Source organism: Stutzerimonas stutzeri, assembly GCF_002909485.1.
Lineage (GTDB): Bacteria > Pseudomonadota > Gammaproteobacteria > Pseudomonadales > Pseudomonadaceae > Stutzerimonas > Stutzerimonas stutzeri_AH.
Genome location: NZ_PPXG01000001.1, coordinates 427,307 through 441,458, shown reverse-complemented (window position 1 = coordinate 441,458; position 14,152 = coordinate 427,307). Strand labels below are relative to the sequence as shown.

The window sequence follows — 14,152 nt, the reverse complement described above, 5'->3', positions numbered from 1 at the left end:
ATCTGGTGGTTAGAATCAGAACAATCTAAGGAAACCGGCTGTCTGTATGCCCAAGCTGTTCGCAAGGTATAAGACAAGTTTCCAGGATTAAGTTTCAGTTTGCTCGGAAAAATTTTCCCGCAGCTTATCTAGTGCCCGCTTGTAGCGCATCTTCGTGGCGCTCAAACCCATGTGCATGATATCTGCGATTTCTTGGAACTCTAGTTCGGCAACAAAACGCAACACCAATATCTCTCGATCAATCGGGTTGACATGTACAAGCCAACGATCCAGCCCCGCCTTTTCTTCGACCTTCGGTGCCTTTTCCTCGGAAGCCTCTTCAAGCGGATCCAGGCTTAGGGCATCGAGCAGGCGTCTTTTGCGGCGCTCTTTGCGATATTGAGTAATGCATTCGTTGTAAGTGATGCTGTATAGCCAGGTTTTGAATTTCGATTTACCTTCAAAGTTCTTTAAGCCATAAAGAACCTTGAGCATTACCTCCTGACATACATCATCGGCGTCCCGCTCGTTTCCCAAATAGCGTGCGCATACGTTGAACAGTGTACGCTGATATCGCCGCATGAGTTCTTCATAAGCACGTGTTATATGAAATAGCTCGACATGGGCGTGCTGCACCAGCTCTTCATCGGTGAGCTGGCGAGGGTCGTACCGCGAAATGGACGATGAGGTTTTAGTCAAGACGGTTCGAGCCGGCAGTCAAAATCACGGCCGCCATTGTTGGAAACCGGAAAAAAGGCGTCGTACTTTACCAGAAACGCAGGCTTAACGGCTGCCAACCCGCTGCTCAAGCAGCACTTTGTTGGCCACCGAGACCAGCTCCCCGTCATCTGTTAGCAGCAACGTCTTGACCGTTCCGATCTCCTCGATCACCCCCTGGACATCGTCCAAACGCACCTGCTGCCCTACATCGTAAAGCTCACGAACGTAGATGCCGGCCAGAATTTGAGTGACAAGTTCGCGACTACCGAGACCAAACGCCAGTGCCACTGCCAGCCCCACGGTGATCAGTACGATGGCGATGACGTAGTTGAGTAACTCGGTCTTGACCTCGAGCTGCCCGATCGCAACGGAAATGCTGATGATGATCACCAGCCCCTGCGCCATGCGCGCAAGGCCGTTGGCGTAGTCCAGTCCAACCCCTTCCGCGGCGCCGCGCACCAATCCGCTCAGCACCTGTGCCAACAGCACGCCTGCTAGCAAAATCAATGCTGCACCAAATACTTTGGGTACGTAGAGCGCCAACATGTCGAGCGTTGCAGAGACCCGCTCAAGCCCCAGCGACTCAGCCGCCGAGACGAGAAAGATCAACAACACAAACCAGTAAACCACTTTACCAATCAGTGCAGAAACTGGGATGCGTATTCCCGCCCTGCTCAGCAGCTTGGTCAGGCCGGTGCCAGCCATCAACCGGTCAAGGCCTACCTTGGCCAGCACCTTTGACAGCAACGTGTCGAGGAGTTTGGCCACGATAAAACCGAGTAGAACGACAACCAACGCGCCGAACAGCCGCGGAATGAAGGCGGCCACGGAAGCCCAGAGCGAGCTCATTGCTGACAGAAGACTTTGGGTCCAGGGATTGAATTCCATTGATCAATCAGCCTTATCGAACGAACGTGTGGGGGCTGCTCGGCGAGAAACCGGGCTGAGGTGTCGCGAGCCGCTATTTGCGGCAATCATCAACGCCTCCAGCCAGTGCCCAATCATGGTAAACAGATCGCCAGCGCCTACCTGGCGGTTGGCCGTCTTGAGAACGCGGCCCAGACAAGCGTCATCGTCATGCACAGAGGGCTTGTTGAGCATGTCTCGCAGGGATTCTTCAAAGGGATCGCTCATGCAAACCTCGCTAAGTATGTCGGCTAGACGGTCTATGACGGGGTAGAAGTCACATTTACAGCCAACGCATGCGGCGCAAAATCCACCACTGCAATAGCGCGATGCCGCCGATGAGCACGCAAGCCACGACAAAACCGTAGGGAAATTCGGCGCCAGGGATGCCGCCAACGTTTATCCCAAGCAGTCCCGTCAGAAAACTCAGCGGGAGGAAAAAGCCAGTGAGAATGGCAATTAGATACATGGTGCGATTCATCCGCTCGCTGAGTCTGCGGTGCTCCGACTCAAGTACCAGGTTTACCCGCTCGCGAACCATGTCGAGTTCTTCCAGGTAGCGGATGAGTCGATTGCTGAGCTCGTTCCAGTACTCAGTGTCGTCGTCGGCGAACCAGCTCAACCGGTTTCGCGTCAGCTGTCCGTATAGCTCGCGCTGAGGCAGCAGAAACCTGCGCAGGCTTGCCGCCTGCCGGCGCAGGGACAGCATTGAGTCATGCTCAGGCGCGTAGCGCTCGCTGGCCTCGAGTCTTTCTTCCTCGACATCTATGCGCTCAGCCAGCTGCGTAACCAGGTCATCGACGCGATCTGTCATCGCCTCGGCCAGGTACAACAAGAGCTCGGAAGCGGATTTCGGCCCCCTCCCCTCCGTCAGCAACCGAATCACTACTTCAGTGGAGCGCAACGGCCTGAGCCGCAGGGAGATGACCCGTTGACGATCGGCGAACACGCGCAGGGACACCATGTCCTCCGGCTCTGCCTCAGGGTTGAGGTTCACTCCGCGAAGAAACAGCAGCAGTTCTTCCTGCGGCAAGGCCAGCATGCGCGGGCGCGTGTTTTCTTCGAGCAGCACGTCGCACGCGAAAGTGCTCAAGCCGCTTTTCACCCGCAGCCAGTCCTGTGCCTGCCGCTGGCTACGATCCCAGTGCAGCCAGACGCTTTCGTTAGCTGCAAGCTGCAGCCCAGCCAAGTCGCCAAAGCTGATCTGCCGAGAACCACCGCTACCGTCGAGGACAAAGGCGTGGATCAGGCCACTCTGCCCGCTATCAGTTTCCTGCATCAATCTGTTCCGTCGGAGCCCATAAAAAGCCCGGCATAGCCGGGCTCAAAAAAATGACGAGTGCATCCGCCTATTGCGACCGGCGTCACTCCGGCATGGAGAGCGACTCTGGGGATACGATAATGCCGTTGTTATCGGCATATACATATTCACCAGGACGGAACGTCACACCACAGAACGTGACTGGAACATTGAGATCGCCGATACCGCGTTTGTCGGTCTTCATCGGATGGCTGGCCAGTGCCTGGACGCCTAGATCGGTTTGAGCGAGAACATCGACGTCACGGACGCAGCCGTAGATAACCAGACCTTCCCATCCATTGCGGGCCGCCTTTTCAGCAAGCATGTCGCCCAGCAGGGCGCGGCGCAGCGAACCGCCACCATCGACCACCAGCACCTTGCCGGTTCCATCGACATCGACCTGGTCCTTGACCAGCGAATTATCTTCGAAACACTTGATGGTCACGATTTCTCCACCGAAGGAGTCGCGGCCACCGAAGTTGCTGAACAGCGGTTCGACAACCTGCACCAAGTCCGGGTAGGCGTCGCACAGATCAGGCGTGACGTATTGCATGGGAAGCTCCTTCTGCTTGGAAATTACGGGCGAATGTCCAGTCGTAAAGCCATTGGCGCGACATCTTAGCCGCTACGCGTGCCTCACGAAACGGGATTGCTGAGCCGACGATTATTGGGCACCAACGAAAACGGGGCTTACGCCCCGTTTCGCTACAGCCTGGAGCCGTCAGATCTCGCGGTCGGCCAGGAAGAACCAGGTATCGAGAACCGAGTCCGGGTTCAGCGACACGCTTTCAATGCCCTGCTCCATCAGCCACTTCGCCAGATCCGGGTGATCCGACGGGCCCTGCCCGCAGATGCCGATGTATTTGCCAGCCTTGTTGCACGCCTGGATAGCATTGGCCAACAGCTTCTTCACCGCCGGATTACGCTCGTCGAACAGATGGGCAATGATGCCGGAATCACGGTCCAGGCCCAACGTCAGCTGAGTCATATCATTTGAGCCGATGGAGAAACCGTCGAAGAACTCCAGGAACTCATCGGCAAGCAGAGCGTTGGACGGCAGCTCGCACATCATGATGATGCGCAGGCCATTCTCGCCGCGCTTGAGACCGAATTGACCAAGAATGTCGATGACCTGCGACGCCTCGCCCAGGGTGCGGACGAATGGCACCATAAGTTCGACGTTCGTAAGGCCCATCACATCGCGTACCTTGCGCATCGCACGGCACTCGAGCTCGAAGCAGTCACGGAAGGAATCGCTGATGTAGCGCGATGCACCGCGGAAGCCCAGCATCGGGTTTTCTTCTTCAGGCTCATACAGCTTGCCGCCAATCAGGTTGGCGTATTCATTGGACTTGAAGTCCGACAGGCGCACGATCACCTTCTTCGGCCAGAAGGCAGCGGCCAGGGTGCTGACACCCTCGACTAGCTTCTCGACATAGAAGTTGACCGGGTCATCGTAACCGGCAATGCGCTTCTCTACGCTGTTCTTCACGTCGGCAGGCAAGCCATCGAAGTTCAACAGCGCCTTGGGGTGCACACCGATCATGCGGTTGATGATGAACTCGAGGCGAGCCAGACCAACACCTTCGTTCGGCAGATGCGCGAAGTCGAAAGCGCGATCAGGGTTGCCGACGTTCATCATGATTTTGAATGGCAGCTCCGGCATGGCATCGATGGAGTTCTGACGGATGTCGAAGCCCAGCTCTCCATCGAAGATCAGGCCGGTATCGCCCTCGGCGCAGGAGACGGTCACGCGCTGACCGTCTTTCAACAGATCAGTAGCGTTACCACAGCCAACGACTGCTGGAATCCCTAGTTCGCGCGCGATGATCGCCGCGTGGCAGGTACGTCCACCACGGTTGGTGACGATAGCGCTGGCGCGCTTCATGACCGGTTCCCAATCTGGATCGGTCATGTCGGAAACCAACACGTCACCCGGCTGAACCTTGTCCATCTCGCTGACGTCGTGGATGACTTTGACCGGACCGGCGCCGATACGCTGGCCAATGGCACGTCCCTCAACGAGAACGGTACCCTTTTCCTTCAGCAGGTAACGCTCCATCACGTTGGCGCTGCTGCGACTCTTCACGGTTTCTGGGCGCGCCTGAACGATATACAGCTTATTGTCATCGCCATCTTTGGCCCACTCGATGTCCATCGGACGGCCGTAGTGCTTCTCGATGGTCATGGCTTGCCTGGCCAGATTGCTCACTTCTTCATCGCTCAGGCAGAAACGCACGCGGTCCGCTTGGTCGACGTCGACGGTCTTGACCGACTTACCGGCGCTTGCTTCTGCGCCGTAGATCATCTTGATCGCCTTGCTGCCCAGATTGCGACGCAGGATGGCGGGACGACCGGCCTCAAGCGTTTGCTTGTGGACATAGAACTCGTCCGGGTTGACCGCACCCTGCACAACGGTTTCACCCAGGCCGTAGGCGCCAGTGATGAATACCACGTCGCGGAAGCCGGATTCCGTATCCAGAGTGAACATGACACCGGCAGTGCCTGTTTCGGAGCGGACCATACGCTGCACGCCGGCAGACAGGGCGACCAGCTTGTGATCAAAGCCCTGGTGCACGCGATAGGCGATGGCGCGATCGTTGAATAGCGACGCGAACACTTCCTTGGTGGCACGGATTACATTGTCCACACCACGAATGTTCAGGAAGGTTTCCTGCTGGCCAGCAAAGGAAGCATCCGGCAGGTCTTCGGCGGTGGCCGAGGAGCGAACCGCGACCGCCATGTTGTCGTTACCGTCAGACATTTCTGCGAATGCAGTGCGAATGTCGGCATCCAGCTTAGGCGGGAACTGCGCCTCCATGACCCAGCCGCGAATCTGCGAGCCGGCTTTGGCGAGCGCATTGACGTCATCCACGTCCAACGCATCGAGAAGCGCATGGATCTGCTCGTTGAGACCGCTGAGCTCCATGAAATCACGATAGGCCTGGGCCGTAGTGGCGAAACCGCCAGGCACCGATACACCCGCGCCTGCGAGGTTGCTGATCATCTCGCCGAGGGAGGCGTTCTTGCCCCCTACGCGCTCAACGTCATGATTGCCGAGCTTATCGAGGGAAACTACGTACTCTACCAAGGTGATCTCTCCACATTAGTGTTGGAAACTCAACCGGGGCCTGGCCGCACGACTGTGGCCCGACCCTGCAAAATAAGTAACAATGCCCGCCAACCGGGCTCGGCGAAGGGCCTACTATAGCTGGGAACCGTTCTCGACTTAAGGCCCAAGGCACATGAAACGAACTGCTTTCTTCATTTCTGACGGCACCGGTATCACCGCGGAAACTCTGGGCCATAGTCTTCTGGCACAGTTCGAGAACATAACCTTCACGAAGCTAACCCGCCCGTACATAGACACTGCGGAAAAAGCGCGGGCCATGGTACAGCAAATCAATAATGCCGCGGAGAAGGACGGTGGGCGGCCGATCATCTTCGACACTCTGGTAAACCAGGAAATCCGTGACATTCTGGCCGAATCCAATGGCTTCATGATCGACATCTTTTCTTCCTTCCTTGCTCCACTGGAACATGAGCTGATGTCACGTTCCTCGTATTCCGTTGGAAAGTCTCACTCCATCAGCCACAACTCCAACTACATGGAGCGTATCGAGGCCGTCAACTTCGCCCTCGATAATGATGATGGAGCCCGCACCCGCTATTACGACAAGGCCGACCTGATTCTCGTCGGCGTTTCCCGGTGTGGCAAAACACCAACCTGCCTGTATATGGCGATGCAGTACGGTATTCGCGCCGCCAATTATCCGCTGACTGAAGATGATATGGAGCGTCTGCAGCTTCCCAGCGTTCTCAAGGAGTACAAGGACAAGCTGTTCGGTCTCACCATCGACCCCGACCGCCTGTCCGCTATTCGTCACGAGCGCAAGCCCAACAGCCGTTACGCCAGCTTCGCACAGTGCGAATTCGAAGTCCGCGAGGTGGAAAGCCTGTTCCGCCGCGAGAACATCAACTACATCAACTCCACGCATTTCTCCGTCGAGGAGATATCCGCCAAGATCCTTGTGGAAAAAGGCGTCGAGCGTCGACTCAAATAAGTACCGCTTCGCTAGACAACAAAAAGTCCGCTTGGTGCGGACTTTTTGTTATTTACGCGCAAGAAAAAGCAGTCTGATCGACCCTGATCTTGCCCTCAGGCGGAAAGTACATCGCCCGGCACACGCACCCAACCTTCCATCAGCACCCGAGCGCTGCGACTCATGATGGCCTTGGTTACCGTCCACTCCCCATTGATCTGCTTGGCCTCGGCACCGACCCGCAGCGTGCCAGAGGGATGGCCGAAACGTACGGCCTCACGCTCACTACCTCCCGCAGCCAGATTGACCAAGGTGCCAGGCACTGCAGCCGCGGTACCAATGGCCACTGCACAAGTACCCATCATTGCGTGGTGCAGCTTGCCCATGGACAACGCCCGTACAAGCAGGTCGACCTCGCCTGCTTCGATGGTCTTGCCGGAGGACGCCCGATAGATTTTCGGCTCGGAAACGAATGCAATCTTTGGCGTGTGCTGACGCGTCAACGCTTCTTCAGCAGTCTTGATCAGCCCCATGCGCAGCGCGCCGGCCACACGAATCGATTCCAGGCGAGCTAGCGCGTCCGGATCGCCATTGATTTCCTCACGCAGTTCGGTGCCTTGATAGCCGATGTCCTGGGCATTGACGAACACCGTTGGGATTCCGGCGCTGATCATGGTCGCCTTGAGCGTGCCGATGCCGGGTACTTCTAGTTCGTCGACTAGGTTACCGGTAGGAAACATCGAGCCGCCCTCCTCGCCATCGTCGGACGGATCGAGAAATTCGAGTACGATCTCAGCAGCCGGGAAGGTCACGCCGTCCAACTCAAAATCGCCTGTCTCCTGCACCTGTCCATCAGTGACCGGTACGTGGGCGATGATGGTCTTGCCGATGTTTGCCTGCCAGATACGCACTACACAGGTACCGTTCTGAGGAATGCGCTCGGCGTCCACCAGTCCGGCATGCAGGGCGAACGCACCCGCGCCTGTGGAGAGGTTGCCGCAGTTGCCGCTCCAATCGACGAAGGGCTTGTCGATCGACACCTGACCATAGAGGTACTCGACATCATGATCAGGTCGAGCGCTCTTAGAGAGGATCACGCATTTACTGGTGCTGGACGTGGCGCCACCCATGCCATCGATGTGTGCCGAATAAGGATCAGGGCTACCGATCACCCGCATGAACAGTTTGTCACGCGCAGCGCCGGGCACTTGGCAGCTTTCCGGCAGGTCTTGCAGGCGAAAGAAAACGCCCTTGCTGGTGCCGCCACGCATGTAGGTGGCGGGAATCTTGATCTGGGATTGATGAGCCATGAGTGAGTCCTGGCTGGAAGATAAGTGGATCGCAGGGTGGATCACGCTTTGCCGACCCATCGCTGGACCGGCCTGCGGATAAAAAACGCCATCCACCCCGCAAAGTCAGGCAGCGGACGACGCGAGGAAGTCCTGAGCAAAGCGCTGCAGCACGCCGCCAGCCTGATAAACGCCAACCTCAGCCGCGGTATCGAGGCGGCAGGTGACTGGTACACGCGTTATTTCGCCGCCCTTCTGGTGAATGACCAGGGTCAGATCGCCACGCGGCGATAGCTCGCCTTCAATGTCGTAGGTTTCGGTGCCATCCAGACCTAGCGTCAGGCGAGTAGTGCCAGGCTTGAACTCGACTGGCAGCACACCCATACCCACCAGATTGGTGCGGTGAATACGCTCGAAACCTTCGGCGACGATCACCTCCACACCGGCCAGGCGCACGCCTTTGGCAGCCCAGTCACGCGATGATCCCTGACCGTAATCGGCACCGGCGACGATGATCAGGTTCTGCTTGCGAGTCATGTAGGTTTCGATCGCTTCCCACATGCGCATCACCTTGCCTTCCGGCTCGACACGGGCCAGCGAACCTTTCTGCACCTTGCCGTCGACTATCGCCATCTCGTTGACCAGCTGTGGATTGGCAAAGGTCGCGCGCTGGGCCGTCAGATGGTCACCGCGATGGGTGGCGTAGGAATTGAAGTCCTCTTCCGGCAGGCCCATCTTGGCCAGATACTCGCCAGCGGCCGAGTCCAGCAGAATAGCGTTGGATGGCGACAGGTGATCGGTGGTGATGTTGTCCGGCAGAATCGCCAACGGACGCATGCCCTTGAGCGTTCGCTCGCCGGCCAGCGCACCTTCCCAGTAAGGCGGGCGGCGAATGTAAGTGGACATCGGCCGCCAGTCGTACAGCGGGCTTTCGGCTTCCTCGATAGTGCCCAGGTCGAACATCGGAATGTAGATCTGCCGGAACTGCTCAGGCTTCACCGACGCGGCGACGATGGCGTCGATTTCCTCGTCTGAAGGCCATAGGTCCTTCAGGGTGACAGGGTTGCCACTCTGGTCGGTGCCAAGGACGTCCTGTTCGATGTCGAAGCGCACGGTACCGGCGATTGCATAGGCGACCACCAGCGGCGGCGAGGCCAAGAATGCCTGTTTGGCGTACGGATGGATCCGCCCATCAAAGTTACGATTGCCGGACAACACTGCCGTGGCGTACAGGTCTCGCTCGATGATTTCTTTCTGGATCACCGGGTCCAGCGCACCGGACATGCCATTGCAGGTGGTGCAAGCGTAGGCGACGATGCCGAAGCCGAGCTTTTCCAGCTCACTCAGCAGTCCGGCCTCTTCCAGATACAGTTTGGCGACCTTGGAGCCCGGCGCGAAAGACGTTTTGACCCAGGGCTTGCGCACCAGACCAAGATCATTGGCCTTCTTCGCCAGCAAGCCGGCGGCAACCACGTTGCGCGGGTTCGAGGTGTTGGTGCAGCTGGTGATGGCGGCAATGATGACTGCGCCGTCCGGCAGCAGCCCCTCAGCCTCCTCGACACGTCCGGCCGCCAACTTGCCTTCGTCGGCGATGCCACGCTCGTGCAGAGCGGACGTCGGCAGGCGCTTGTGCGGATTGGACGGGCCGGCCATGTTGCGCACCACGCTGGATAGGTCGAATTCGAGCACGCGTTCGTATTCGGCGCCTTCCAGAGCCGTCGCCCAAAGGCCCGTTTCCTTGGCGTACAGCTCGACGAGCGCAACCTGCTCCGGCTCGCGACCGGTCAGCTTGAGGTAGTCGATGGTCTGCTGGTCGATGTAGAACATCGATGCAGTTGCGCCGTATTCCGGACACATGTTGGAAATGGTCGCGCGATCACCGATGGTCAGGCTATCGGCGCCTTCGCCAAAGAACTCTACCCAGGCTCCGACCACACGCTCCTTGCGCAGGAACTCGGTCAGCGCCAGCACGATATCGGTGGCGGTGATGCCAGGCTGACGCTTGCCGGTCAGGCGTACACCGACGATGTCGGGCAGGCGCATCATCGACGGCAGACCGAGCATCACGGTCTCGGCTTCCAGGCCGCCAACACCGATGGCGATCACACCCAGGGCGTCGACGTGCGGCGTATGCGAGTCGGTGCCAACGCAGGTATCCGGGAACGCGACGCCACCACGCGCCTGGATAACCGGCGACATCTTCTCCAGATTGATCTGGTGCATGATGCCGTTGCCGGCCGGGATCACATCGACATTCTTGAACGCGGTCTTGGTCCACTCGATGAAGTGGAATCGATCCTCGTTACGGCGCTCCTCGACGGCGCGATTCTTCTCGAAAGCATCTGGATCGAAACCAGCGAATTCCACCGCCAGCGAGTGGTCGACGATCAGCTGGGTCGGCACCACCGGGTTGACCTTGGCAGGATCGCCACCCTGCTCGGCAATTGCATCACGCAGACCGGCCAGGTCGACCAACGCCGTCTGGCCGAGAATGTCGTGGCAGACCACGCGCGCCGGATACCAGGGAAAGTCGAGGTCACGCTTGCGCTCGATGATCTGCTTCAGCGAATCGGTCAGCGCTTCGGGCTCACAGCGACGAACCAGCTGTTCGGCCAGCACGCGAGAGGTATAGGGCAGCTTATTGTAAGCACCGGGCTCGATCGCTTCGATGGCCTCGCGGGTATCGAAGTAGTCAAGCTGAGTGCCTGGCAAAGGTTTGCGGTGTTGTGTATTCATGCCGGAAGGACTCAATCCAGTAATGATTCGAGGGGCAAGGTGTGAGGGGGCTCGTTAGACGAGCCCCCTTTTCACGATCAGCGTTGGGCGATCGGGACGACCTTGCGCTGCTCCGGACCGATGTACTCGGCGCTCGGCCGAATGATCCGGTTGTTGCTGCGTTGTTCGAACACATGGGACGCCCAGCCGGTAACGCGCGAGCAAACGAAGATCGGCGTGAACAGCTTGGTCGGGATGCCCATGAAGTGATAAGCCGAGGCGTGATAGAAGTCGGCATTAGGGAACAACTTCTTCTGTTCCCACATGGTTTCGTCGACGGCCACTGAAACCGGGTAAAGCACGGTGTCGCCCACTTCGTCGGCGAGCTTCTTGGCCCAGACTTTGATCACCTCGTTGCGCGGGTCGGATTCGCTGTAGATCGCATGCCCGAAGCCCATGATTTTGTCCTTGCGCTCGAGCATGCCGAGGATCGCTTCGCGAGCCTCCTCTGCACTCTTCCACTGCTCGATCATGTCCATCGCCGCTTCGTTGGCGCCGCCATGCAGCGGCCCGCGCAGCGAACCGATGGCGCCGGTCACGCAGGAATAGAGGTCGGAAAGCGTCGAGGCGCAGACACGCGCGGTGAAAGTCGAAGCGTTGAACTCGTGCTCGGCATAGAGAATCAGCGAGACGTTCATCACCTTGACGTGCAAATCGCTTGGCTTCTTGTCGTGCAGCAGCGCGAGGAAATGACCGCCGAGGGTGTCTTCGTCGCTGGTGCAGCTGATGCGAACGCCGTCATGGGTGAAGCGATACCAGTAGCACATGATCGCCGGAAACGCGGCCATCAGCCGCTCGGCCACGTCGCGCTGCTGCTCGAAGCCTAGTTCCGGCTCCAGAGTGCCAAGCACCGACGAACCGGTGCGCATGACATCCATCGGATGGGCGCTTGCCGGGATACGCTCCAGCACTTCCTTCAGGGCCTGCGGAAGGTCGCGCATGGACTTCAAGCGATTCTTGTAATCGGCCAGTTGCTGAGCGTTCGGCAACTCACCATAGAAAAGCAGGTAGGCAACTTCCTCGAAATCGCATTCGGCAGCCAGATCGCGCACGTCGTAGCCGCGGTAGGTCAGCCCAGCACCGGTCTTGCCAACGGTACATAGGGCGGTTTGCCCGGCGATCTGTCCACGCAGGCCCGCGCCGCTCAGTACTTTTGCTTCAGCCATTGCTATCTCCTTCTTGGATTTGTTCTGGATACTGCAAATCACGTCGAAAAATGGATCACTCGGGCGCTGCGCGTAAACCGGCAGCGCCCGCGTGCTTAGCTCTTCTTCTGAGCGAACAGCGCGTCGAGGTGCTGCTCGAACGTGTGATAGTTGATGCGATCGTAAAGCTCCATGCGGGTCTGCATGGTGTCGATCACATTCTTCTGCGTGCCATCACGACGCAGCGCGGTGTAAACGTTTTCCGCCGCCTTGTTCATGGCGCGAAAGGCCGACAGCGGGTACAGCACAAGGGAAACGTCGACGCTGGCCAACTCTTCGGTGGTGTACAGCGGCGTCGCACCGAACTCGGTGATATTGGCCAGGATCGGCGCCTTCACTCGGTCGGCGAAGGTCTTGTACATCGCCAGCTCGGTGATGGCCTCGGGGAAGATCATGTCAGCACCCGCTTCTATGCAGGCGGCGGCACGATCCAGCGCGGAGTTCAGACCTTCCACGGCCAGTGCATCGGTCCGCGCCATGATCACGAAACTGTCATCGGTACGAGCGTCGACTGCAGCCTTGATGCGATCGACCATTTCCTGCTGGGAAACGATCTCCTTGTTCGGGCGATGGCCGCAGCGCTTGGCACCAACCTGGTCCTCGATGTGGATCGCCGCCGCGCCGAACTTGATCATCGACTTGACGGTACGCGCCACATTGAAGGCCGAGGAGCCGAATCCGGTGTCTACATCCACCAGCAACGGCAGATCGCAAACGTCGGTGATACGACGTACGTCGGTCAGTACGTCGTCGAGCCCAGTGATACCCAGGTCAGGTAACCCCAGCGAACCGGCTGCAACGCCGCCACCAGACAGATAAATGGCCTTGAAACCGGCACGTTTGGCCAGCAGCGCATGGTTGGCGTTGATCGCACCAACCACTTGCAGCGGATGCTCACTGGCCACGGCGTCACGGAAACGCTGACCGGCAGAAGGAAGAGTCATGCATTACCCCTTTTATGTGGTGTTTGCTCTAGAACGTCCTTGAAGTGACGTTCGACATTGCGCTTGGAAGCAGCGATATGGCGGCGCATTAGCAGCTCTGCCAACTCACCATCACGTTCAGCGATGGCGTCGAGAATTCGATGGTGTTCGGCGAACGCCTGGTGTGGTCGGTTTGGCGTGGTCGAAAACTGGATGCGGTACATGCGCACCAGCTGATAAAGCTCGTCGCACAGCAGCTTGGCCAGCGTGCGATTGCCGCTGCCCTGAATGATCCGGTAGTGGAAGTCGAAATCACCTTCCTGCTGGTAGTAGCCGACGCCCGCCTGAAAGGCCTCGTCGCGCTCATGGGTGCTCAGTACTCGGCGCAAATCATCGATTTCACCATCGCTCATGCGCTCGGCAGCCAGCCGGCAGGCCATGCCTTCCAGTGATTCGCGAATTTCGTAGAGCTCGATTAGCTCGGCATGACTGAGCGAAACAACCCGCGCGCCAACATGCGGCACCCGAACCAGCAGCTTCTGGCCTTCCAGGCGGTGAATGGCCTCACGCAGTGGCCCGCGACTGATTCCGTAGGTGCGCGCCAATTCGGGCTCGGAAATCTTGCTGCCCGGCGCGATTTCGCCCTTGACGATAGCCGCCTGGATCAGACGAAACACATGCTCGGCCAGCGTGCCGCTGTCGAGCTGTTGCGCAGAAGTGTGAAGCTCAATCGTATCCAGCATGATTGTCGACAATTCAAGTTTCTATGCCGCGAAAGTACGCCCGCCGCGCCTAACCGTCAACATCATGCCGAATAGATTGTCGACACATTTACTAAAGTCGTACGAAGCAACGCCTGTAACGATTCATCCTGCGGCAGCGCAAGAGCACGCTGTAGCGTCCTGAAAGCAGCATGCTAGAATGCCAGCCTTTCGCCCCATGGGCGTTCGTCTGCAAGCCGTGCAGCCCACATGTCCAGCCATTTTCCCCCTTCCCTCAAGACCATAGGTTC

General features: G+C 58.4%; 12 protein-coding genes. 1 reads left to right on the top strand and 11 read right to left on the bottom strand.

What is annotated here, in order from left to right:
* Positions 1 to 87: 87 nt before the first annotated feature.
* The 6 genes from sigX to ppsA form a co-directional block, all read right to left on the bottom strand.
* Entirely contained in the window at positions 88 to 678 is a 591-nt protein-coding gene (sigX, locus tag CXK91_RS01940) for an RNA polymerase sigma factor SigX (RefSeq protein WP_103454718.1), read from the bottom strand.
* Between the two features lie 84 nt (positions 679 to 762).
* A complete protein-coding gene (locus tag CXK91_RS01935) occupies positions 763 to 1,587 on the bottom strand; it encodes a mechanosensitive ion channel family protein (RefSeq protein ID WP_103454717.1) in 825 nt (274 codons plus the stop codon).
* A gap of 3 nt (positions 1,588 to 1,590) precedes the next feature.
* A complete protein-coding gene (locus CXK91_RS01930) occupies positions 1,591 to 1,833 on the bottom strand; it encodes a CrfX protein (RefSeq protein ID WP_103454716.1) in 243 nt (80 codons plus the stop codon).
* A 55-nt stretch (positions 1,834 to 1,888) separates the two neighbouring features.
* Complete coding sequence (locus CXK91_RS01925; protein ID WP_103454715.1) at positions 1,889 to 2,884, bottom strand: zinc transporter ZntB; 996 nt, start codon at positions 2,882 to 2,884, stop codon at positions 1,889 to 1,891.
* Positions 2,885 to 2,969: 85 nt separating this feature from the next.
* Positions 2,970 to 3,458, bottom strand: coding sequence for a ribonuclease E activity regulator RraA (gene rraA / locus CXK91_RS01920; RefSeq protein WP_103454714.1), 489 nt, complete (start codon positions 3,456 to 3,458; stop codon positions 2,970 to 2,972).
* A gap of 168 nt (positions 3,459 to 3,626) precedes the next feature.
* Positions 3,627 to 5,996: a phosphoenolpyruvate synthase gene (gene ppsA / locus CXK91_RS01915; RefSeq protein ID WP_103454713.1), complete on the bottom strand. Its 2,370-nt coding sequence runs from the start codon at positions 5,994 to 5,996 to the stop codon at positions 3,627 to 3,629.
* Between the two features lie 154 nt (positions 5,997 to 6,150).
* Here ppsA and ppsR point away from each other — a divergent pair, with 154 nt between their 5' ends.
* Positions 6,151 to 6,969: a posphoenolpyruvate synthetase regulatory kinase/phosphorylase PpsR gene (gene ppsR, locus CXK91_RS01905; protein ID WP_103454712.1), complete on the top strand. Its 819-nt coding sequence runs from the start codon at positions 6,151 to 6,153 to the stop codon at positions 6,967 to 6,969.
* 95 nt (positions 6,970 to 7,064) lie between these two features.
* Here ppsR and prpF read toward each other — a convergent pair whose 3' ends face one another.
* The 5 genes from prpF to CXK91_RS01880 all read right to left on the bottom strand — a co-directional run bounded on the left by prpF (position 7,065) and on the right by CXK91_RS01880 (position 13,883).
* A complete protein-coding gene (gene prpF / locus CXK91_RS01900; RefSeq protein WP_103454711.1) occupies positions 7,065 to 8,258 on the bottom strand; it encodes a 2-methylaconitate cis-trans isomerase PrpF in 1,194 nt (397 codons plus the stop codon).
* A 105-nt stretch (positions 8,259 to 8,363) separates the two neighbouring features.
* Positions 8,364 to 10,973 carry a Fe/S-dependent 2-methylisocitrate dehydratase AcnD gene (gene acnD / locus CXK91_RS01895; RefSeq protein ID WP_103454710.1) on the bottom strand — a complete coding sequence of 870 codons (2,610 nt, stop codon included), beginning with the start codon at positions 10,971 to 10,973 and terminating at the stop codon, positions 8,364 to 8,366.
* A gap of 77 nt (positions 10,974 to 11,050) precedes the next feature.
* On the bottom strand, positions 11,051 to 12,178 hold the full coding sequence (prpC, locus tag CXK91_RS01890) for a bifunctional 2-methylcitrate synthase/citrate synthase (protein ID WP_103454709.1): 1,128 nt from the start codon (positions 12,176 to 12,178) through the stop codon (positions 11,051 to 11,053).
* Positions 12,179 to 12,273: 95 nt separating this feature from the next.
* Positions 12,274 to 13,161: a methylisocitrate lyase gene (gene prpB, locus CXK91_RS01885; RefSeq protein WP_003284581.1), complete on the bottom strand. Its 888-nt coding sequence runs from the start codon at positions 13,159 to 13,161 to the stop codon at positions 12,274 to 12,276.
* On the bottom strand, positions 13,158 to 13,883 hold the full coding sequence (locus CXK91_RS01880; RefSeq protein WP_103454708.1) for a GntR family transcriptional regulator: 726 nt from the start codon (positions 13,881 to 13,883) through the stop codon (positions 13,158 to 13,160). Before CXK91_RS01880 ends, prpB begins: the two co-directional genes overlap by 4 nt.
* Positions 13,884 to 14,152 lie beyond the last annotated feature (269 nt).